At 61.7% G+C, this 20,545-nt stretch carries 18 protein-coding genes and 1 tRNA gene; 6 read left to right on the forward strand and 13 right to left on the reverse strand.

Going from position 1 to position 20,545, the window contains the following annotated elements:
- The first annotated feature begins 83 nt into the window (after positions 1-83).
- The 4 genes from HMPREF3036_RS01140 (at position 84) to HMPREF3036_RS01155 (ending at position 4,238) form a co-directional block, all read left to right on the forward strand.
- The gene (locus HMPREF3036_RS01140; protein WP_062330913.1) at positions 84-668 is read left to right on the forward strand and encodes a hypothetical protein; all 585 of its coding nucleotides are present in this window, start codon (positions 84-86) and stop codon (positions 666-668) included.
- Positions 649-1,305: a response regulator gene (locus HMPREF3036_RS01145; RefSeq protein ID WP_062330916.1), complete on the forward strand. Its 657-nt coding sequence runs from the start codon at positions 649-651 to the stop codon at positions 1,303-1,305. The genes HMPREF3036_RS01140 and HMPREF3036_RS01145 overlap by 20 nt, the downstream gene beginning before the upstream one ends.
- A gap of 3 nt (positions 1,306-1,308) precedes the next feature.
- A complete protein-coding gene (locus tag HMPREF3036_RS01150) occupies positions 1,309-2,655 on the forward strand; it encodes an ATP-binding protein (RefSeq protein WP_062330919.1) in 1,347 nt (448 codons plus the stop codon).
- Between the two features lie 158 nt (positions 2,656-2,813).
- Positions 2,814-4,238 (forward strand): DegQ family serine endoprotease, encoded by a 1,425-nt coding sequence (locus tag HMPREF3036_RS01155; protein ID WP_062330922.1) that lies wholly within the window; start codon positions 2,814-2,816, stop codon positions 4,236-4,238.
- Between the two features lie 99 nt (positions 4,239-4,337).
- On the opposite strand, the gene HMPREF3036_RS01160 is transcribed toward HMPREF3036_RS01155, so the two are convergent.
- Complete coding sequence (locus HMPREF3036_RS01160; RefSeq protein ID WP_062330925.1) at positions 4,338-5,642, reverse strand: dicarboxylate/amino acid:cation symporter; 1,305 nt, start codon at positions 5,640-5,642, stop codon at positions 4,338-4,340.
- A 350-nt stretch (positions 5,643-5,992) separates the two neighbouring features.
- Here HMPREF3036_RS01160 and HMPREF3036_RS01165 point away from each other — a divergent pair, with 350 nt between their 5' ends.
- Positions 5,993-6,640 (forward strand): MarC family NAAT transporter, encoded by a 648-nt coding sequence (locus tag HMPREF3036_RS01165; RefSeq protein WP_005434183.1) that lies wholly within the window; start codon positions 5,993-5,995, stop codon positions 6,638-6,640.
- Between the two features lie 85 nt (positions 6,641-6,725).
- On the opposite strand, the gene glmS is transcribed toward HMPREF3036_RS01165, so the two are convergent.
- The 9 genes from glmS to hemE all read right to left on the reverse strand — a co-directional run bounded on the left by glmS (position 6,726) and on the right by hemE (position 17,689).
- A complete protein-coding gene (gene glmS / locus HMPREF3036_RS01170; RefSeq protein WP_005434179.1) occupies positions 6,726-8,558 on the reverse strand; it encodes a glutamine--fructose-6-phosphate transaminase (isomerizing) in 1,833 nt (610 codons plus the stop codon).
- Positions 8,559-8,615: 57 nt separating this feature from the next.
- Positions 8,616-9,977 (reverse strand): bifunctional UDP-N-acetylglucosamine diphosphorylase/glucosamine-1-phosphate N-acetyltransferase GlmU, encoded by a 1,362-nt coding sequence (gene glmU, locus HMPREF3036_RS01175; RefSeq protein ID WP_005434177.1) that lies wholly within the window; start codon positions 9,975-9,977, stop codon positions 8,616-8,618.
- Between the two features lie 91 nt (positions 9,978-10,068).
- The gene (locus HMPREF3036_RS01180) at positions 10,069-11,574 is read right to left on the reverse strand and encodes a high affinity choline transporter 1 (protein WP_005434175.1); all 1,506 of its coding nucleotides are present in this window, start codon (positions 11,572-11,574) and stop codon (positions 10,069-10,071) included.
- 229 nt (positions 11,575-11,803) lie between these two features.
- Positions 11,804-12,757, reverse strand: a complete 954-nt coding sequence (locus tag HMPREF3036_RS01185) for a Tim44 domain-containing protein (RefSeq protein WP_005434173.1) — start codon at positions 12,755-12,757, stop codon at positions 11,804-11,806.
- A gap of 29 nt (positions 12,758-12,786) precedes the next feature.
- Positions 12,787-13,563 (reverse strand): bifunctional demethylmenaquinone methyltransferase/2-methoxy-6-polyprenyl-1,4-benzoquinol methylase UbiE, encoded by a 777-nt coding sequence (gene ubiE, locus HMPREF3036_RS01190; protein WP_005434172.1) that lies wholly within the window; start codon positions 13,561-13,563, stop codon positions 12,787-12,789.
- A 15-nt stretch (positions 13,564-13,578) separates the two neighbouring features.
- Positions 13,579-14,001 carry a gamma-butyrobetaine hydroxylase family protein gene (locus HMPREF3036_RS01195; protein ID WP_005434169.1) on the reverse strand — a complete coding sequence of 141 codons (423 nt, stop codon included), beginning with the start codon at positions 13,999-14,001 and terminating at the stop codon, positions 13,579-13,581.
- A gap of 240 nt (positions 14,002-14,241) precedes the next feature.
- Positions 14,242-14,316, reverse strand: a tRNA-Arg gene (locus HMPREF3036_RS01200).
- Positions 14,317-14,373: 57 nt separating this feature from the next.
- Positions 14,374-16,389, reverse strand: coding sequence for a replication restart helicase PriA (gene priA, locus HMPREF3036_RS01205; protein ID WP_005434168.1), 2,016 nt, complete (start codon positions 16,387-16,389; stop codon positions 14,374-14,376).
- 235 nt (positions 16,390-16,624) lie between these two features.
- Entirely contained in the window at positions 16,625-17,689 is a 1,065-nt protein-coding gene (gene hemE / locus HMPREF3036_RS01210; RefSeq protein WP_005434166.1) for a uroporphyrinogen decarboxylase, read from the reverse strand.
- 41 nt (positions 17,690-17,730) lie between these two features.
- Between hemE and HMPREF3036_RS01215 the strand changes: the two genes are divergently transcribed.
- Positions 17,731-18,069: a DUF167 domain-containing protein gene (locus tag HMPREF3036_RS01215; protein ID WP_005434164.1), complete on the forward strand. Its 339-nt coding sequence runs from the start codon at positions 17,731-17,733 to the stop codon at positions 18,067-18,069.
- On the opposite strand, the gene HMPREF3036_RS01220 is transcribed toward HMPREF3036_RS01215, so the two are convergent.
- The 3 genes from HMPREF3036_RS01220 to atpD form a co-directional block, all read right to left on the reverse strand.
- Positions 18,066-18,470: a universal stress protein gene (locus HMPREF3036_RS01220; protein WP_005434162.1), complete on the reverse strand. Its 405-nt coding sequence runs from the start codon at positions 18,468-18,470 to the stop codon at positions 18,066-18,068. The two genes, HMPREF3036_RS01215 and HMPREF3036_RS01220, sit on opposite strands and share 4 nt — an antisense overlap.
- Before the next feature lie 176 nt (positions 18,471-18,646).
- Entirely contained in the window at positions 18,647-19,066 is a 420-nt protein-coding gene (locus HMPREF3036_RS01225) for a F0F1 ATP synthase subunit epsilon (RefSeq protein ID WP_005434160.1), read from the reverse strand.
- Between the two features lie 62 nt (positions 19,067-19,128).
- Positions 19,129-20,532, reverse strand: a complete 1,404-nt coding sequence (atpD, locus tag HMPREF3036_RS01230; RefSeq protein WP_005434158.1) for a F0F1 ATP synthase subunit beta — start codon at positions 20,530-20,532, stop codon at positions 19,129-19,131.
- Positions 20,533-20,545 lie beyond the last annotated feature (13 nt).

Raw genomic sequence — 20,545 nt, forward strand, 5'->3', positions numbered from 1 at the left:
GAAGCCTCCGCCTTTAGGCGGGGGTTATTGACGGTTCTTCCTCTAAAATGTTCATGCCTTGACCTTTCCGCCAACGCATCGCCATGAATTTTATCAGCGACTGGGCGCTCCCCATCCTTTTTCTTCTCGCATTTGCGGACCGAACCGCCGCCATCCTGATGGCGGTACTGTTTGCGACCGCCCGCATCACGGGACCCGCCGAAGCGGCCGGCGCCGTCGCGCTCGGCTCGGCGTGCCTCACGCTCCTGCTGTGGCGGATCGGCCTGCGGCACAAAAAGAGAGAGGAGGTTCCGCCGCCTTCTGCCTGCGACTATACAATAGGGCAGTGGCTCCGGAAACACGGTCCGGCAGGCGCGGCCGCAAGAGTCGTGCCCGTAGCCGGATGGCGCTTCAGCGGCACCGTCGCGCTTGCCTCGCAAAGCGGCGGCAGGCCCGCCGTCTGCCTCTATGCCGTCCTCTTCACCGTGCTCTGGGTCCTCTTCTGGATTCTTGTCCTCATGCCTGCGGCCGAGCGGCTCATGGCTGCGACGACCACGCTCACGCACGTAAGGATGACGCTGCCCGGCCTGATGCTGCTCGCCTTCACGGCGGCCGTCGTGCTGAGGACCGCGCTCTGCCGCCTGCATCAACGATATCAAGAGAAAAAACATGAGAATTCTTGTCGCTGAAGACGATGACATGATCGGTGAAAGCCTCGTTGCCTTCCTTGAAAGCGAGGACTACGCAGTCGACTGGGTCCGTGACGGACAGTCCGCGCTGCTCGCCATGAAGACCACGCCGTTTTCCCTCGTCATCCTCGATCTTGGCCTGCCCGGCAAGGACGGCCTTCAGGTTCTCAAGGAGGTCCGCGCCCGACGCGACCCGACGCCCGTTCTCGTGACGACCGCCCGCGACACCGTCGACGACCGAGTCAAGGGCCTCGACAGCGGTGCCGACGACTATCTGGTCAAGCCCTATGAACTCGACGAGCTCTCCGCCCGCGTGCGCGCCCTGCTGCGCCGCTCCGCAGGCCGTGCGGACCCGATCATCGAGCGCGGCGCCCTGAGGATCTCCCCCGCCACGCGCGAAGTCACCTTCAATGGCGAGCCCGTCATCCTCTCCTCCAAGGAGTACGCTCTGCTCGCAGCCCTCGCCGAACGCCAGGGCGTCGTCTGGAGCCGCTCCCAGCTCGAGGAGAAGCTCTACAACTGGGACAATACCGTGGGCTCGAACGCCATCGAGGTTCACATCCACCATCTGAGAAAGAAGCTCTCCGACAGCGCCATCAAGACCGTGCGCGGCGTCGGCTACCTTCTCGAAACCTAGTCCATGCACTCCATCCGCAGGAAGCTCCTGATCACGCTGATCGGCGCGCTGCTCGCGGCCGGCTTCACGACGGCCGCGGCAACGTTCTTCTCCGCCCAGACGGAGTTCAACAAGTTTCTCGACACGCATCTGAAGGAAACGGCGGAATCGCTTGCGCAGTCCGTCACGCACTCCTTCCCGCTTGCCGATCCCGATCACCTGACCATCATCGGCGACGCGCAGTCCTACCACATCGTGGTCCAGGTCTACGACTCCGCGAACAACACCGTCTGGCAGCGCGAGGATCAGCCGTACCTGCCGCTTCCCGACGCGCCGGGCTTTGCCAGCGCCAAGCTCAACGGCGTCAACTGGCGCACCTACTCGACGCCGGCGGGCCCGCTCATCATCACGGTGGGCCAGGACACGGCCGTGCGAACCGAACTCGCCGCCTCGTCCGCCTTCCGCGTCCTGCAGCCTCTCTGCCTGCTTCTGCCCTTCATCGCGATCGCCGTCTGGATCGTGGTGGGCAGCGGCCTCGCACCGCTCGAAAAGACGGCGCGCTCCGTCGCACGCCGATCTCCCACGTCTCTCGAGCCCATCTCGACGAAGGGACTTCCGCTTGAGCTCGCAGGCCTCGTCAGCGCCATCAACCACCTGTTGGACCGACTGCGCGAAAGCCTCTCAGCACAGCAGCGCTTCGCCTCCGACGCCGCCCACGAACTCCGCACGCCGCTGACGGCCCTCAAGCTTCAGGTTCAGCTCGCACAGCGCGCCAAGACCGACGAGGCGCGCGAGAAGAGCCTCATGCGCCTCAACGAGGGCATCAACAGAGCCACCCGCCTCGTGCAGCAGCTCCTCACGCTTGCGCGTCTCGATCCCGATTCGACGAAGCATCCCGCAAGCACGATCAAGCTCGACAGCCTCGCCCACAGCGTGTGCGAGGACATGACGCCCATTGCCTCCCAGAAGAGCATCACGGTCACGGCCGTCACGGAGCCCGCCTCAACGGAAGGGCTCGAGGACGCCGTGCGGCTGATGATGACGAACCTCACGGACAACGCCGTGCGCTACACGCCTGAGGGCGGGCGCATCGAAATCCGCACCCGAACCGATGCGGACACCGACGGCGCGGTCATCGAGATCTGCGACAACGGTCCGGGCATCGCCCCCGAGGAGCGCGAACGCGTCTTCGACCGCTTCTACCGCGCGCTCGGCACCAAGACCTCGGGTACGGGCCTCGGACTCGCCATCGTCAAGCGCATCGTCGACATCCATCATGGCACGATCGCAATCGACGACGGCCTTGACGGGCGCGGCACGACCTTCCGCATCCGCCTTCCGAAGCTCGGAGCAGCCGCTGCGGCTGTCTGACAGGGACTTCCCCTCTGTTACAAATTTAACCCCTGTTGCACAACCATTACCTGTAGCTGATACCCCGGTCATCCGTTTTGCGATAAAGTTGTTGGATCAATTGGGAAACAATGCGGCCCGGCCGCATCGTTTCCGGGACTCACACTCAGGAAAAAAGCATGTTTGCATCGAAATTCGCCCGCTCCGCGACGCTCTCTCTGGCGGTCGCGGCCGTCATCAGCTCCATCGCCGTTCCGGCCACTGCCGGCGTCACCATCTTCGGCGGCTCTGAAGACAAGCAGCAGGTGCAGCTCCCCGACTTCGTGAAGCTCGTCGAGGACAACGGCCCCGGCGTCGTGAACATCCAGATGATCCGCAACGCCCGCACGGTTGAAAACGCCGGCATTCCGGGCCTTGACCCGCGCGGCGCCGAGATCTTCCGCCGCTTCGGCATTCCCTTCGACTTCGGTCCGCAGGAAATTCCCGAGCAGCGCGGCACGGGCTCCGGCTTCATCGTCTCCTCCGACGGCATCATCATGACGAACGCCCACGTGGTCGAGGGGGCCGATGAACTCATCGTCCGCCTCACCGACAAGCGTGAATTCAAGGGCAAGGTGCTCGGCTCCGACAAGCAGACCGACATCGCCGTCATCAAGATCGAAGCGAAGGACCTGCCCGTGCTCAAGATGGGCGACTCCAGCAAGCTCAAGGTCGGTGAATGGGTGGCCGCCATCGGCAGCCCGTTCGGCCTCGACAACACCGTGACGGCCGGCATCGTCTCCGCGCTCTCGCGCAACCTCCCGAGCGACCAGTATGTGCCGTTCATCCAGACCGACGTGGCCGTCAACCCCGGCAACTCCGGCGGTCCGCTCTTCAACATGCAGGGTGAAGTGGTCGGCATCAACTCCCAGATCTTCTCGACGTCGGGCGGCTTCATGGGCCTCTCCTTCGCCATCCCGATCGATCTGGCCATGCAGATCAAGGACCAGCTCGTCAAGGACGGCAGGGTCACCCGCGGCTATGTCGGCGTCTTCATCCAGGAAATCAATCAGGAGCTCGCCGACAGCCTCGGCCTCAAGACGCCTGAGGGCGCCCTCGTGACGAAGACAGAAAAGGACAGCCCCGCCGAAAAGGCAGGCCTGCGTGAGCGCGACGTCATTCTTGCGCTCAACGGCAAGAAGGTCACCTCCTCCGTCACCCTGCCCTCTCTCGTGAGCACCATCCGTCCGGGCACCGAAGTCACGATGACGGTCTTCCGCGACGGCAAGGAGCAGGAGATCAAGGTGACGGTTGGCTCCAACAAGGCGGCCGAGGAAAAGCAGGCCACGGCAGCCAATGAAACCCGCCTCGGCGTGACGGCCCGCCCGCTTACGAAGGAGGAGGAGAAGAAGGCTGAAACCACCGGTCTTCTCGTCACCCAGACTTCCGGTCCCGCCGCCAAGGCAGGCATCCGTGCGGGCGACATCCTCGTGAGCGCCGACGGCAAGCTCCTCAAGAGCCGAGACGACCTGCTCGAGCAGTGCAAGGACAACAAGGTTCTCCTTCTCGTGCAGCGCAACGGCGGACGCATCTTCATCCCCGTCAAGCTTCAGGCCAAGAAGTAAGATCCGTCACAAACAGGGGTTCCCTCAGGGAGCCCCGAAGCAAAAAGGCTGCCCCTTCGGGCAGCCTTTTTTCATTACCGGTGTTCAGGAACCGTCCCTTCAGGACGCGTCCTCGTTCTCGTGATACTTCTTCTTGCTGTGCATCACAACCTTGAGCTTGTCGTTGTCGACCTCCCTGCACCAGTGGCCGACCACGACGCAGGCGATGCCGTTGCCGATCATGTTGGTGAGGGCGCGGGCCTCGGACATGAAGCGGTCGATGCCGAGAATGAGTGCAAGACCGGCGACAGGCACATGGCCGACGGCGGAGAGCGTGGCGGCAAGCACGATGAAGCCCGAACCCGTCACGCCGGCGGCGCCCTTCGAGGTGAGGAGCAGCACGGCAAGCAGCGTGAGCTGCTGGGTGAGCGTCATGGAGACGTCGCAGGCCTGGGCGATGAAGACCGCGGCCATCGTCAGGTAGATGGCGGTGCCGTCAAGATTGAAGGAGTAGCCCGTCGGAATGACGAGACCCACGACGGAGCGGGACACGCCGGCGAGCTCCATCTTCGTCATCATGCGCGGCAGCACGGACTCGGACGAGGACGTGCCGAGCACGATCAGGAGTTCCTCCTTGATGTAGGAGATGTAGCGCATGATCGAGAAGCCGTGGATGCGGCAGATGGTGCCGAGCACGCCGAAGATGAAGAGAAGGCAGGTCAGGTAGAACGTGCCCATCAGCTTCGCCAGCGGCAGCAGCGAGGCGATGCCGTACTTGCCGATCGTGAAGGCCATGGCGCCGAAGGCGCCGACGGGAGCCACGCGCATGATCATGCCGACGATCTGGAAGAGAACGTGTGCGGACTTCTCGATCACGTCGAAGATCAGCGTGCCGCGGCCGCCGAACTTGTGCAGCGCGAAGCCGAAGAGGATGGAGAAGAAGAGCACCTGCAGGATGTCGCCGTTGGCAAAGGCGCCCACGACGGTGTTCGGGATGACGTTCATCAGGAATTCCGTCGTCGTCTGCATCTTGCCGGGACCCGTATAGGCGGAAACCGCAGCCTGATCGAGCGTGTTCGGATCGACATGCATGCCGACGCCGGGCTGGACCGTGTTGACGATGATGAGACCGATGATGAGTGCGATGGTCGAGACGACCTCAAAGTAGAGAAGCGCAAGACCGCCGGTCTTGCCGACCTTCTTCATGTCCTCCATGCCCGCAATGCCTGTCACGACCGTGCAGAAGATCACGGGCGCGATGATCATTTTGATGAGGCGGATGAAGCCGTCGCCGAAGGGCTTCATCTGAGCACCGATCTCGGGTGCAAGAAAGCCCAGGAGAATGCCGATGACAATGGCGCAGATGACCTGAAAGTACAGCACCTTGTAAATCGGAGTTTTATGGTTTGCAGAAGCCGCGGACATTTATGAGGTCTCCGGGTTGACCGACGGACGAAACCGCCTGCCGTGTAATTTTTTTCTGGATGGAGCCTCTGGGAAGGAGGCAGCGATCGTCATCAGAAACGCCCCCCGAAAAGGGCGTTTTGAAGGACTCCCAATAATAAGGCACTTCTTGCATCCATAGCGGATTTTCTTAATGGTTATTCCTTATTTACCGCGAAGTCCCTAGGGCGTCCACCTAATCCGACGTACAAAAACGCTCGTCTGCATACGACAAACCGCCCATGTCTTGCAAAACACCGCGCAATGTCTTAATGTGACGCATCCCTTTTTCGGCACCCCTTTCCGACTAGGTGCCGGTCGTCAGCTCAATCATGTTGGAAGCCATCCATTTTCAGTATTTTCTCGGCGGTCTGGTGTCGCTGCTCGTGATCACCAATCCGCTCTCGAAGCTCCCGCTCTTCGTCAGCCTGACGCAGGGCATGTCCGAGGAGCGCCGCCGCCAGCAGGCGAACTGGGCCGGCATCTATGCCGGCATCATCATGGCCGTAAGCCTCGTGGGCGGCAACATGCTGCTCGCGTTCTTCGGCATCTCCTACGGCGCCATGCGAATCTCCGGCGGCCTCGTCGTCGCAGCCATCGGCTATCAGATGCTGTTCGGCGGAAGCTCGCCGAACAAGGCGCCCATCGTGCGACGCGACAAGGACGACTACGCCTTCTTCCCGATTGCCATGCCGGGCATCGCCGGCCCCGGTACGATCGCCGTCGTGATCGGCTTCTCCACCGAGATCGCCGAGCTTTCCAACTATGCGGACATCGCCATCGCCTTCGGCTGGACGGTCCTTGCGATCATCTTCACGGCCATGGCCTCCTGGGCCGTCATGCGCTACTCCGACATCCTGACCCGCAGGCTCGGCCCCTCCGGCACGCTCGTGCTGGGCAAGCTCATGGGCTTCCTGCTCATCTGCATCGGCGTGCAGTTCATCGGCTCGGGCATCCGCACGTTCATGGCGGGCGGCTAGTCCGTTTCACACCTCCGAATTGAAAAGGCCGCAGCCCCTGATGGGTTGCGGCCTTTGCTTCTTGCTTCGTCTGCAGGGCGCGGTCTTATTCGACCGTCACGCTCTTGGCGAGGTTGCGGGGCTTGTCCACATCCGTTCCGCGGGCAAGAGCCGTGTGGTACGCAAGGAGCTGCAGCGGCACCACGTGAAGGATCGGCGAAAGACGGCCGTAGTTTTCAGGCATGCGGATGACATGCATGCCCTCGGACGACTCGATGACGGAGTCGCCGTCGGCGCAGACATAGAGTTCGCCGCCACGGGCACGAACCTCCTGCATGTTGCTCTTGAGCTTTTCAAGCAGGCGGTCGTTGGGCGCAACCGTCACGACCGGCATTTCGCGGTCAACCAGTGCAAGCGGACCGTGCTTGAGCTCGCCGGCGGGATAGGCTTCGGCGTGGATGTAGCTGATCTCCTTGAGCTTCAGGGCCCCTTCGAGCGCGATCGGATAGTGCACGCCGCGACCGAGGAAGAGCGCATGCTGCTTGGCGGCAAATCTTTCCGCCCAGGCGATAATCTGAGGCTCGAGCGCGAGCACGGCGCTCATTGCGGCTGGCAGATGGCGCAGGCGCTTGAGCTCCGTCTCCTCATCCTCCTTCGTGAGGCGGCCGTTGAGCTTGGCAAGCGTGCAGGCAAGCAGATAGAGAGCGGTAAGCTGCGTCGTGAAGGCCTTCGTGGATGCAACGCCGATCTCGACGCCAGCGCGCGTGATGTAGGCCAAACGGCTCTCATTCACCATGGCCGACGTCGCCACGTTGCAGATGGTGAGCGTCTGGGACATGCCCAGCTCGTCGCGGGCATGGCGAAGGGCCGCCAACGTATCGGCCGTTTCACCCGACTGGGAGATCGTCACGACAAGCGTCCTCGGATCGGGCACGGAGACGCGGTAGCGGTATTCGCTCGCGATCTCGACGTCGCACGGAATGCCTGCGATCTCCTCGATCCAGTACTTGGCCGTGAGAGCGGAATAGTACGACGTGCCGCAGGCAAGGAAGAGCAGGCGCTGCGTGTTGCGGAAGATGCCTTCGGCTTCGGCGCCGAAGAGCGTGGGGGAGAAGGCCGCCACGCCTTCGAGCGTGTCGCCGACCGCTCGGGGCTGCTCGAAGATCTCCTTCTGCATGAAATGACGGTAGGGCCCGAGCTCGACGGCGCCCGCATAGGCGTGAACCACCTTGACCTCACGGTCGGCGGGAATGAATTCACCCGCCTCCGTGCGCTCGTAGACCTGCCAGGAATCCGGACGAACGTCGACGACGTCGCCCTCGTGAACATAGACGATGCGATCCGTCGTGCCGCCGACCGCCATGGCGTCGGAGGCAATGAAGTTCTCACCGTCGCCGACACCCACGACCATGGGCGAGCCCTGACGGGCGGCGATGACGCGGTCGGGCTCGTCGGCGGCGATCACGGCAATGGCATAGCTGCCGCGCAGGCGCGTGACGGCTGTCATGACGGCCTTGAGCAGATCGCCGTCATCGTTGTCGTTGATGAGATGTGCGACCACTTCCGTGTCGGTCTGGCTCGTGAACTCATAGCCCTTGGCCTGAAGCTCGCGGCGGATCTCCTCGTGATTCTCGATGATGCCGTTGTGCACCAGCGCAATGCGGTTGCGCGAGATATGCGGATGAGCGTTGCAGACCTCGGGAGCGCCGTGGGTGGCCCAGCGCGTGTGCGCAATGCCGACGGTGCCCTTGACGCCGTCTTCGGCCACGCGCTCGACAAGCTCGTGCACGCGGGACACGGTGCGGGCCCTCTTCAGGACGCCCTGATCAAGCGTGGCGACCCCGCAGGAGTCATAGCCACGGTATTCAAGGCGACGAAGGCCTTCCAAAAGCATGGGCACGACATCGCGATGACTCGCGGCGGCGACGATACCACACATTTCTTTCTCTCCAAACGTTCTTCGGGCGGCCCTGCGGCCGCCCGGTTTCTTTCTGTCTTACTGCTTCTTGACCGGACGCGTCCAGCCCTCGATCGTCATCTGACGGGCGCGGGAAAGCGTGAGCTTGCCCGCGGGCGCGTTCCTCGTAAGCGTCGTGCCCGCACCAATCGTGGCGCCTGCACCGACCTCGACGGGCGCGATGAGCTGGGTGTCGGACCCGATGAACGCATCGTCGCCAATGACCGTGCGGAACTTGTTCACGCCGTCATAGTTGCAGGTGATCGTGCCTGCGCCGACATTGACGCGCGCGCCCACGTCGGCGTCGCCGATGTAGGTGAGATGGTTGACCTTCGAATCCTGACCGATGACGGACTTCTTCACCTCGACGAAGTTGCCGATGTGGTTGTTGCCCGTGAGTTCGGCGCCCGGACGAAGCCTCGAGTACGGGCCGATGCAAGAGTCCCTGCCGACCGCGGCGCCTTCAAAGTGACAGAAGGGAAGGATTTCGACGTCATCCTCGACCGTCGTATTGCGAATCACGCTGTAGGCGCCCACGCGAACGCCGTTGCCGAGCACGACGCGGCCCTCGAACACGCAGCCGACGTCGATCTCGACGTCCTGTCCGCAGACAAGCTCGCCGCGAATGTCGATGCGGTCGGGATCAATGAGCGTCACGCCGGCTTCAAGCAGGCGGTCGGCCTGCACGCGCTGCCAGGTACGCTCAAGGGCGGCGAGCTGCACCTTGGAGTTGACGCCCTCGACTTCATAGGCATGGTCAGGATGAACGGCGGAGATGCGCACGCCGTCGGCGGCCGCGAAGCCCACGAGATCCGTGAGGTAGTACTCCTTCTGGGCGTTGTCGTTCTTCAGGGCGTCGAGCCAGGCGTCAAGACGGGCCGTCGGGAGCACCATGATGCCGGTGTTGACCTCCCTGATCAGGCGCTGCTCGTCGGTCGCATCCTTTTCCTCGACGATGGCCGTTACGACGCCCTCGGCGTTTCGCACGATGCGGCCGTAGCCCTTCGGATTGTCCATTTCAATGGTGAGGAGAACGAACTCGCTCTTCTCCGCCTCCTCGAGCATGCGGCGGGCCGTTTCAGCGGACAGAAGCGGCACGTCTCCGAGGCAGACAAGCGTCTGGGGTTCGTTTCGGTCGAGCACGGGCCAGGCCTGCATCAGTGCATGCCCCGTTCCTTGCTGCGGCATCTGAAGCGCGAACTGCAGGTCGGTCCTGCCTTCGTAGTGCTTCTGCACCTCCTCCGCGCAATGACCGACGACAACCGTCTTGACGGCGGCAAAGCCCTCCACGGCATCAAGCACGTGATCGAGCATCGGTCGGCCTGCGAGAGGCTGGAGAACCTTGGGCAGTTTGGAATGCATGCGCTTGCCCATGCCGGCGGCAAGAATGACGATGTTCATGGATATGCGTGGTCCTGGAATGCGTGACTCTGAAACAAGAAGCGGGAGCCCTCATCGAGGGCTCCCGCCTGTGACTGGTAGATGAATTTTATCAGGCCGGCGAGCTGATCGGAACAACGGCCGGCTTGGGCATCAGAGGCTCGTTGACGACATTGTCACGATTCTTTTCGTGCCACCAGGCCAGATACTCGCGGTTGCCACGCGTCGGGGCGAGCGAGCCCGCCACCATGCCGAAGCCTGCAGCCAGGAAGCCGCCGAGGACGTTCGGGAACACGTCGCCGAACGCCGTCGTCGTCAGCACCGTCCAGACGCCGGCGCCGAGAAGCATCGACCACCAGACGCCCTGACGGGTCGTGCGCTTCCAGTAGAGCCCGCAGACGAGCGGCCAGAAGGCGCCGATCACGGGGAACTGGTAGGCCATGGCCACCATGTCGTAGATGGCGGTGCCTTCGACAAAGAGCGAGTACGACAGCACCATGATCGCAAAGCCGAACACCGTCCAGCGCATCGCACGGAGCATGTTCCGGTCGTTGAGGCGGACGAAGTGCGTGAGGATGTTGCTCACAAAGGCAGTCGACGGAGCGAGCATCGTGGCGGACGCAGTCGACATCACGGCCGAGAGCACGGCGCCAAAGAAAAGCACGCGGAGCCAGAGCGGCATGTGGTCACGAACGAGCGTCGGCAACAGGCGCTGCGGATCGGTGGCGAGCATGTCCTGCGCGCTGCCGGGCATTACCAGAATGGCGGCGATGACGATGAACATCGGCACAAACGCAAAGAGGATGTAGACGCAGCCGCCGATGACGGGGCCGGCCACGGCCGTCTGCACGTTTCTGGCGGACATGACGCGCTGGAAGACGTCCTGCTGCGGAATCGAGCCGATCATCATCGTGATGGCGGAGGATATCCAAAAGAGCCACCCGGTCGCCGTCGGCTCAGGAAGCGCATTGAAGAGATCGCGCTCATGAGCGTAGTCGATCACCTTGCCGAAACCGCCCGCGAGATCCGACGCAAAAAAGAGGATCGCAACGAGGCCGAGCACGATGATGATCATCTGCACGAAGTCGGTGACTGCGACGGACCACATGCCGCCGTACATCGTGTAGGCAAGCACAACGACGGTGCCGATCACCATGCCGCCAGACACGGAGATGTAGCCCTCGGTGATCAGGTTGATCACGAGACCGAGCGCAGCGACCTGAGCCCCCACCCACCCGAGGTAGGAGAGGACGATGAAAAGCGTGCAGAGAACCTCGACGCCGCGGCCGTAGCGCTCGCGGTAGTAGTCGCCGATCGTCAGGATGTTGAGCTTGTAGAGCTTCTGTGCGAAGAACATGCCCACAAGAATCAGAGCCATGCCGGAGCCGAACGGCTCTTCGATCACACCTACAATGCCGCTCTCGATGAAGCGGCCGGGAAGACCCAGAATGGTTTCGGAACCAAACCAGGTGGCAAACGTTGCCGTGATGACCATAGGCAGCGGAAGACTGCGCCCTGCAAGGGCAAAATCACTCGTACTGCTCACACGCGTTGCGGCATAGAGGCCGATGGCGATCGTCGCCAGCATGTAGAGCATTACAAAACCAATCAGCGCCATCTCACATATTTCCTCATAAAACGACGTTGAAGGGAAAACCTTGTTTATTCGCGCGAATTGTAGGGCGTATTGCCTCCCACCGTACCCTGCAGAATGTAAAAAATCCGACCTCGGGGACACCAATCGACCATTGTTTCATCGAGATCAAAAAAAACGTGTCCTTTCCCTCAGCCAGAGGGAAAGGACACGTTTTTTATATGACAAAACGATGACAGAAATCGACGGCCCGTCAAGCGTTCTGCTGAATGCCTCCGAGGAGCCAGCCCTCGTCGCCTTCGACGGGCTTTTCGAGGATCCAGGTCTCATCGAACTCCTCGACTTCACCATCGATTTCGATCCTGCCCGTAAAGCGGATGTTGGCGAGGTAGACGCCGTCGGACTCGGTGATGCCGAGCAGCTCGTTCTTGAGCTCCTTGATGTCGGACTTGTAGGCCTGAGCGCCGCGTTCGCGCAGCTGGTGCGTGATGGCAGTGAAGACCTCGGTGGTCGTGAAGTCGGAGATCTCGATCACGTTGCCCGTATCCCAGGCCTTCTGCAGCTTGCGGTACTGTTCGAGCGCCGTCTCGAGGAAGGCCTTGCGGTCAAAGTCGTCGGGCGTGATGTCGCGCACGCCGTCATCCTGAGCGGCACCGCCTGCGAACTGGTCCATCACGCTACCGGTGCGGGCGCCGGAAGCAGCCGCGGGCGCTTCGTACGTACGGGCGGCCTGCTGCGGCTCATCCTTGGGCACGTCGCTGTACTGAATCGGCTCGGCATAGCCGGAAGAGGTCTGGACACGCTTGCGCATCATCATGCCGAGCACCATGCGCAGCACGAAGAAGATCGCCACGGCAGCGAGAATGCCTGTGATGAGGCTCACCAGGCCTGCGCCCTCAATGCCGAGCAGCGATAGAAGCGCGGAAATGCCGAGTGCGGCGGCAAGGCCCGTCAGGACGCTACGCATCATGGACGGACGCTGGGCCTGCTGCGCGGGAGCGGCGTTGGGCTGCTGGCGCTGCTGGCCGGCAGCATTCTGCTGTTGGGGCGCCTTGGGCGCGGCGGACGGCGCCGGAGCCTTCTGGCTGAAAGTCGGTGCGGGACGGCCAAAGGAGCTTCCGCCGCCGAAGCGCTTGGCGGCGTCAGCATCCATGCTGGTCGTCACCATGCTGAAGCAGATCAAAAAAGCAACGAGAAATTTCTTCATGGTCGTTGGTCACTTGGTGGTGGAAAAAATCAGGCGCCGGGCTTGAAGCCGATGTGCATGGCGCAGATGCCGAAGGTCATGTTCTTCCAGGACACGCGTTCAAAGCCCGCATCCGTCATCATGCCTGCAAAAGTCGGCTGGTCGGGGTGCATGCGAATGGACTCCGCAAGATAGCGGTAGGACTCGCGGTCGCCGGCGATGACGCCGCCCGCCCAGGGCATGAAGCGGAAGGAATAGAAGTCGTAGATCGGCTTGAACCAGGGCTGGCACTTGGAGAACTCCAGCACGAGGAGCCTGCCGCCCGGACGCAGCACGCGCAGCATCTCGCGCAGGGCGCGGTCCTTGTGCGTCATGTTGCGGATGCCGAAGGACACGGTCACGACATCAAACGTGTTGTCGGCAAAGGGGAGCATTTCAGCATCGGCCTCGACGACAGGGCACGGGAAGCCCGCCTGAAGAAGGCGCTGGGCGCCGATCGCAAGCATCTCGTGATTGATGTCGGTGGCCACGACGTTGCCAGCGCCGGCACGGCGGGCAAGCGCGATCGCAAGGTCGCAGGTGCCGCTGGCAATGTCGAGCACCTTCTGGCCCTGCTTCGTTTCGGTCGCATTGATGCAGCGGCTCTTCCAGACGCGATGAAGCCCGAGGCTGAGCACGTCGTTGAGAAGGTCGTACTTGGGCGCAACGCTGTCGAAGACCTCTCGAACCTGATCGGCCTTCTTGTCCTCATCGACCATCTGGTAGCCGAAATCGATCTGATGGTGAGCCTCCTGTCTGGAGGCCTCGTCCTTGTTGTTGTTCTGCATTTTTTGCGGTTGTTGTCAGGAATGGGAGCAGTGGTGTGCGGGCTTCAGCTTGGCGGCCTTTTCCTCAAAGGGCTTGTTGGCCGGATCGTTCGGTTCGCGGGAGGCGCCGTTCTTGGCAAGATCGTCGAGATACTGCTGCCAGAGCACGTCCCTCTCGTTGACGAGCTTTTCAAGATAGTCCCAGCTGTAGATGCCGGAGTCGTGGCCGTCGGAGAACGTGAACTGGATCGCATAGTTGCCGACCACCTGCACGCCCGTAATGTCGACGAGGCGCTTGCCAACCTGAAGCACGGCTTCATCAGGCGAATGGCCCTGCACTTCGGCGGACGGAGACAGCACGCGCAGGTATTCGAAGCTCAGACGGACGGGGCCGTCTTCGTAAACGAGTTCGAGTTCGCGGCTCTTCTTGTGAAGAGCAATATCAACGGGTATTTTCATCTTCCATCATCTCCGCCCGTCCTCTTGACGGGCCGTATCTGTCGTTTCGGCGCGGTCCGAAGACCGTTTGAGCAGCCGTTTTTGAAGTCCTGTAATGATAACCGCTTCAGACGGCCACCACAGCGGCGCCCGCACCTCATTACACACCATCCGCCCTGCCGTCAGCCTTAACGACGCCCGCCTTCCGTAATCTTCGGGCAAAGAAAATCCCGCCTCGAAGATCGAGACGGGATCCGAAAATGGTCCCCGCGACAGGAATCGAACCTGTACCGCAGCCTTCGGAGGGCTGCATGATATCCATTTCACCACGCGGAGAAGAAGGTCATTATAACGGAATTCCCTCCGTTCAAAAAACGTCCGGAAGGTGCCCGACTAGATGGATGCCGGGTCGACCTCGATGGTCCAGTCGATGCCCGAGGGCGCATTGAAGGTTGCCTGCCACTGCCAGAGAAAACGGTTCAGGGATGCCCTGCCGTCGGCCTCGACGAGCAACTGGGCGCGTTCGACATCCATCAGGCGCACGAGGGGCATGGGCACGGGATCGAAGACCCTGACGTCCTCGGGAGCCATGCTGAAGCCTGACTTTGCGCAGGCGTTGAGGAAGTAGAGTGCCTCGGCGAGCGTCTTCGCCTGCGCCGTGACCAGTGCCTGATGGACAAAGGGAACGCACCAGTTTTCCTTGCGTTCCTCGACGAGAGACTCCGCAAAGCCCCTGTAGTCCTGCTTTTCCAGAGCGCCGAAAAGGGGGTCCTCGGGAAGCCGCGTCTGAATGACGACGCGCCCCTGATCGCCGTGGCGGCCGGCACGGCCCGCCACCTGCATCAGCGTGGCGAAGAGCCGCTCCTTGGCGCGCGCATCAGGACTCAGGATCTGGGCGTCGGAATTGAGAATGACGACCAGACCGACATTGTAGAAGTCGTGCCCCTTCGCGATCATCTGGGTGCCGACCAGAATGTCCACCTCTCCGCGGTGTACCTTGGCGAAGGCCTTTTCAGCCTCATGCTTGCGGGAGACACTGTCTCGGTCTATGCGAAGCACCTTGCGCTCGGGGAACCTCCGGCCGATCTCCTCCTCAAGACGCTCCGTGCCGATGCCTCGCGGCAGAATGTCGACATTGCCGCAAGAGGGACAGGCTTCAGGCACCTCCGTCTGCCAGCCGCAGTGGTGGCAGACCAGCGATCTGGAAGACTTGTGGAAGACGGAGAAGGTGGAGCAGCGCCTGCACGTGCTCACCCAGCCGCAGGCGGGGCATGACAGCACGGGCGAGTAACCTCGCCTGTTGAGAAACACAAGCACCTGACGGCCGGCTTCCAGACAACGGCTCATGGCTGCGCACGCCTCATCGGAGAGCGCCTCGCCCGAGCCACGCCTCGGCGGCTCGATGAGCTCGATGGCAGGCAGCAGGGCATTCTGCACGGCGCGCTGATGAAGCTCAAGAAGCCTGTAGCCGCCAGACTGTGCCTTGACCCAGCTTTCAATCGAAGGCGTGGCAGAGCCTAGCACGACGGGAATCCCGTTCCTGTGGGCTCGCCAGACGGCAAGGTCTCGGGCCGAGTATCGAAGTCCGTCCCCCGCCTTGAACGACTGGTCATGCTCCTCGTCGACGATGACGAGGGAAAGCTTGCGGAAGCTGGAGAAGACCGACATGCGCGTGCCAACGAGCACGCGGGCGCGCCCCTCGTGTACGGCAAGCCAGGAGCGCGCGCGCTCCATGTCCGCCAGATCTGAGTTGAGCGTCACGACGCTCTCGCCGGGAAAGCGTGATCGCACGCGGCCCTCGAGTTGGGGCGTCAGATTGATTTCCGGTACGAGCAGGAGGACCTGAGCCTCGGGATCACGGGCAAGAACCCGCTCCATGATGTGAAGATAGACTTCGGTCTTGCCCGACCCCGTCACGCCGAACAGAAGGAAGGGGCTGTAGCCGGAAGCCGTCGAGACGGCCTCCACCGCCGCACTCTGTTCGTCGTTGAGCGCGGGCTTCGGCCCTGCCTCGCCTGCGGGCTCCGGCAGCTTCTTCAGCTTTTCGAGCTGGTTCTGATGCCTCACGCCGGGAATGCGGCGGAAGAAGACGGGAAGCGTCGGCACGGCCGCCTCGCCCCATGAGCGGATGTAGTAGCCCGCGGCAAAGCGGGTCAGCGCCAACCACTCCTCGGTCATGGGCGCGGAGTCGCGCAGGACGGCCTTGATCTGCCTGACCCTGTTCTCCGCGAAATCGGCGGCCGCCCGAAGCCCCGCCACGATGCCCACGACGTTCCGCGTGCGCAGGCCCACGACGACGCGGTCCCCCACTGCAACGAGCATGTCCGCCGGCACGGCATAGTCAAGCAGCCCGAGCCCCGGCGTGTCCACCATCACCTTTGCATAAAGATCGCCCGCTTCCTTTGTCATCGCCTCTGGCCCGCCCCTTGAAGAAATGTGGATAATCTTGTGGACAATTTTCCGAGCTTTTTCCTAAAAACCTGTCCAAATCCATTGTTCGCGCCACTATCTGTTCAATAGGCATCCCCTAACGGGACTGTCCTGCAGTCCATTAAAAGACAAAGGCGCCAAGACATCTTTCGTCTTGAGCGCCTTTGCAACGACTCGCACAGTTGAAAAAAGCTGTGCATAACCCTATCGAGAATCAGTGATAGCGTCGGCTATATTCGTGAACTTCGTCGACCAGGATCTGAACGTTTTCAATCGGCGTGAACTGGTTGATGCCGTGTCCGAGATTGAAGACATGGCCGCCATTGCCAATCATACCGAAGCCGTCCATGACCTTGCGTGCCTCGGCGCGGATTGTCTCCTCGGGGCCGAAGAGGGCGAGCGGGTCCATGTTGCCCTGAAGGGCGACCTTGTCCTCAACGACGCGACGTGCACGGGTCATGTTGACCGTCCAGTCGAGGCCGACCGCATTGCAGCCGGAGGCCGCGATTTCGGAGAGCCATTCGCCGCCGCCCTTCGTGAAGACGATGGACGGAACAACCTCGCCCTCGTTTTCGCGAACGAGGCTGTCGAGCACCTGGCGGGTGTAGCGCAGAGAGAAGCGCTGGAAGTCGCCGTCGGCGAGCATGCCGCCCCAGGTGTCGAAAATCTGAACGGCCTGAGCGCCTGCGGCGATCTGGGCGTTCAGATACGTGGCAACGGCCTTGGCGTTGACGTCAAGCACGCGCTCGAGCAGGTCGGGGCGCTGGTACATCATGGTCTTGACCGTACGGAAGTCGCGGCTGCCGCGGCCTTCGATCATGTAGCAGGCAAGCGTGAAGGGAGAGCCGGAGAAGCCGATCAGGGGGACTCGGTTGTTGAGGGCCTTGCGGATCGACGTCACGGCGTCCATGACGTAGCGGAGCTCCTTGTCGGATTCAGGCACGTAGAGCTTGGCAACGGCCTCCTCGCTCTGAACGGGATGGTCGAACACGGGACCCTCGCCGGCCACGAAGTGCAGGCCGAGGCCCATGGCATCGGGAACCGTCAGAATGTCGGAAAAAAGGATGGCCGCGTCGAGACCGTAACGGTCGATCGGCTGCAGCGTCACTTCCGTAGCGTAATCGGGGTTCATGGCGAGGCCCATGAAACTGCCCGCGCGCGCACGGGTTTCGCAATACTCCGGCAGATAGCGGCCGGCCTGACGCATCAGCCACACGGGGGTAAAATCGGTTTTTTCACGCTTGAGCGCACGCAAAAAGCAATCGTTGATCGGTTTCATGGTTCCCACTTAGAAACGGAAGAAATACAAAAGAGCTAGACATGCCCGCCAACCCAGAGTCCCCTTTCACGAACACCAGCTGGCTGACGACCGGCAAGAACAACGCCCCCGTCATCGCAGTGCACGCGCAACCGGGCGCCAAGCGGACTGCCGTCGTCGGCGTTCACGGCGACAGGCTCAAGATCGCCCTGGCCTCTCCTCCTGTGGACGGCAAGGCCAACGCGACGCTGATCAAGTACCTCTCCAAGGGGCTGGGCGTCTCCAAGAGCTCCGTGCGTCTGCTGAGCGGCGACACGAGCCGTGAAAAACGAATAGAAGTCGTCGGCCTTTCGACCGACGACCTTCTGGAAGCCTTGAAGAAGCTCTTGTCCGACGGTTAGCGGACGATGAGGACCGGGCGGTCGACCTGATGCAGGACCTTCTGGGTTTCGCTGCCCAGCAGGAACGAGCCGATGGAGCCGAGACCGCGGCTGGCCATCACGATGAAGGACACGTCGTGGCGGACGGCGCAGGCCAGCACGCCCTTCCAGATGGCGTCTGCATGCTCGGCAACCACTTCGCACGGGACGCCCTTTTCGGCAGCCTTGCGGCTGATGGCGGCCAGCCGGTCGCGGACGGCGGCATCCTCGGCCTCAAAACCACCGGTCGGGGCCTCGCCGACGACCGAAGTCATGCCGATGAGTTCGCCGCCGAGCTGCTTCGTCAGATCGATGGCCGTATCAATCGCCTTGTCACTCAAATTAGACCCGTCTGTAGTTACCAGTACCTTAACGCCAGCCATGCTGACCTCCTGATTGAATCAAATACCTTTGTTCTCAAGCGCTTGGTTACGCATCAGATAATCGTACCTGCATCCAGCAGCCGACTGACCTGCATCCCTGCGCTTTCTTGATTTTGAACATAAAAAAAGGGCGGTATTTGAACAATACCACCCTTTTTGGCAGAAACAACGTTCGCTTAACGCTGCTGACGAATCTTCTTGATTGCCACGATCTGAGCGGCCAGAGCGGCCATCTCGGCTTCGAGGCGGGCAATCTCGATTTCGCCCGTTGCATTCTGACGCTGTGCGCGGGCATCTTCAAGAGCCTTGGCAGCCTTGGCCTCGTCGAGGTCATTGCTGCGGACGGCCGTATCAGCCAGCACAGTCACCAGATCGGGCTGAACTTCAAGCACGCCACCAGCCACAAACACCTGTTCCACTTCCTTCTTGCCCGGCAGATGAATGCGGACAAAACCGGGGCGGATCAGCGTGATGAGGGGCACGTGCCCAGGCAGAATACCCAATTCGCCAGACTTACCGGGCAGCGAAACGAGCTCGGCGTCACCGGAGAAGATGGACTCTTCCGCGCTAACGACGTCGACTTTGATAGTAGCCATGTTAGTTGCTCCGTTGTCGGGCGCTTGACAGGGCCGATCTTGCGACCGGCCTCAGGCAAGCATTACTTCAGGGTCTTCGCCTTTTCAAAGGCTTCGTCGATGGTACCGACCATGTAGAAGGCCTGTTCGGGAAGTTCGTCGCATTCGCCTTCAACAATCATCTTGAAGCCGCGGATCGTTTCCTTGAGCGGAACGTACTTGCCGGGAGCACCGGTAAACACTTCAGCAACGTGGAACGGCTGGGAGAGATAGTTCTGGATCTTGCGAGCGCGCATAACCGTCAGCTTGTCTTCCGGAGCGAGTTCGTCCATACCGAGAATGGCGATGATGTCGCGGAGTTCCTTGTAGCGCTGGAGCGTTTCCTGAACACGACGGCAGATGGAGTAGTGCTCTTCGCCGATGATGTTCGGGTCGACCTGGCGGGACGTGGAGTCAAGCGGGTCAACGGCCGGGTAGATACCAAGGGCAGCGATGTCACGAGACAGCACGACCGTGGCGTCCAAGTGGCCGAAGGTGGTAGCCGGAGACGGGTCGGTCAAGTCGTCAGCAGGCACGTAAACGGCCTGAATGGACGTAATGGAACCGGTCTTCGTGGAAGCAATACGTTCCTGAAGCTTACCCATTTCTTCAGCAAGCGTCGGCTGGTAGCCCACGGCGGACGGCATACGGCCGAGCAGAGCGGACACTTCCGTACCGGCAAGGGTATAACGGTAGATGTTGTCGATGAAGAGCAGGATGTCGCGGCCTTCGTCACGGAAGGCTTCGGCCATCGTAAGGCCCGTCAGAGCAACGCGGAGACGGTTTCCCGGGGGTTCGTTCATCTGACCGAACACCATGGCCACCTTGTCGAGAACGTGGGACTCTTCCATTTCGTGGTAGAAGTCGTTACCTTCACGGGTACGTTCACCGACGCCGGCAAACACGGAGTAACCACCGTACTGCTTGGCGATGTTGTTGATGAGCTCCATCATGTTGACGGTCTTGCCCACACCGGCACCGCCGAAGAGGCCGACCTTGCCGCCCTTGGCGAACGGGCAGATAAGGTCAATAACCTTAATGCCGGTTTCGAGAAGTTCAACGGACGGGGAGAGTTCGTCGAACTTCGGGGCCGGACGATGAATCGGGCGAACTTCTTCAGCGCCGATGTCGCCGCAGTCGTCGATCGGGCGACCGAGCACGTCCATAATGCGGCCCAGGGTCTTGGGACCAACCGGGACGGAGATTTCATGGCCGGTGCTCTTGACCTTCATGCCGCGCTGCAGGCCTTCAGAAGAGCCCATGGCAATGGTACGCACCACGCCGTCGCCCAACTGCTGCTGCACTTCGAAGGTCAGGCCCTCTTCAGCCAGGGGATTGCTTTCATCCTTTTCAAGGACGAGAGCTTCGTAAACCTTAGGCATGGCATCACGGGCGAACTCAATGTCAACCACGGCGCCAATGACCTGAACGATCTGTCCGATACTCATGGGTTTTCCTCAG

This window comes from Sutterella sp. KLE1602, from assembly GCF_001578585.1.
In the GTDB taxonomy this organism is placed as follows: Bacteria; Pseudomonadota; Gammaproteobacteria; order Burkholderiales; family Burkholderiaceae_F; genus Sutterella; species Sutterella wadsworthensis_A.

Bases quoted from the DNA above. Each gene is read 5' to 3' on its own strand.
- HMPREF3036_RS01140 (WP_062330913.1), top strand. From the start codon at position 84: ATGAATTTTATCAGCGACTGGGCGCTCCCCATCCTTTTTCTTCTCGCA.
- HMPREF3036_RS01145 (WP_062330916.1), top strand. From the start codon at position 649: ATGAGAATTCTTGTCGCTGAAGACGATGACATGATCGGTGAAAGCCTC.
- HMPREF3036_RS01150 (WP_062330919.1), top strand. From the start codon at position 1,309: ATGCACTCCATCCGCAGGAAGCTCCTGATCACGCTGATCGGCGCGCTG.
- HMPREF3036_RS01155 (WP_062330922.1), top strand. From the start codon at position 2,814: ATGTTTGCATCGAAATTCGCCCGCTCCGCGACGCTCTCTCTGGCGGTC.
- HMPREF3036_RS01160 (WP_062330925.1), bottom strand. From the start codon at position 5,642: ATGTCCGCGGCTTCTGCAAACCATAAAACTCCGATTTACAAGGTGCTG.
- HMPREF3036_RS01165 (WP_005434183.1), top strand. From the start codon at position 5,993: ATGTTGGAAGCCATCCATTTTCAGTATTTTCTCGGCGGTCTGGTGTCG.
- glmS (WP_005434179.1), bottom strand. From the start codon at position 8,558: ATGTGTGGTATCGTCGCCGCCGCGAGTCATCGCGATGTCGTGCCCATG.
- glmU (WP_005434177.1), bottom strand. From the start codon at position 9,977: ATGAACATCGTCATTCTTGCCGCCGGCATGGGCAAGCGCATGCATTCC.
- HMPREF3036_RS01180 (WP_005434175.1), bottom strand. From the start codon at position 11,574: ATGGCGCTGATTGGTTTTGTAATGCTCTACATGCTGGCGACGATCGCC.
- HMPREF3036_RS01185 (WP_005434173.1), bottom strand. From the start codon at position 12,757: ATGAAGAAATTTCTCGTTGCTTTTTTGATCTGCTTCAGCATGGTGACG.
- ubiE (WP_005434172.1), bottom strand. From the start codon at position 13,563: ATGCAGAACAACAACAAGGACGAGGCCTCCAGACAGGAGGCTCACCAT.
- HMPREF3036_RS01195 (WP_005434169.1), bottom strand. From the start codon at position 14,001: ATGAAAATACCCGTTGATATTGCTCTTCACAAGAAGAGCCGCGAACTC.
- priA (WP_005434168.1), bottom strand. From the start codon at position 16,389: ATGACAAAGGAAGCGGGCGATCTTTATGCAAAGGTGATGGTGGACACG.
- hemE (WP_005434166.1), bottom strand. From the start codon at position 17,689: ATGAAACCGATCAACGATTGCTTTTTGCGTGCGCTCAAGCGTGAAAAA.
- HMPREF3036_RS01215 (WP_005434164.1), top strand. From the start codon at position 17,731: ATGCCCGCCAACCCAGAGTCCCCTTTCACGAACACCAGCTGGCTGACG.
- HMPREF3036_RS01220 (WP_005434162.1), bottom strand. From the start codon at position 18,470: ATGGCTGGCGTTAAGGTACTGGTAACTACAGACGGGTCTAATTTGAGT.
- HMPREF3036_RS01225 (WP_005434160.1), bottom strand. From the start codon at position 19,066: ATGGCTACTATCAAAGTCGACGTCGTTAGCGCGGAAGAGTCCATCTTC.
- atpD (WP_005434158.1), bottom strand. From the start codon at position 20,532: ATGAGTATCGGACAGATCGTTCAGGTCATTGGCGCCGTGGTTGACATT.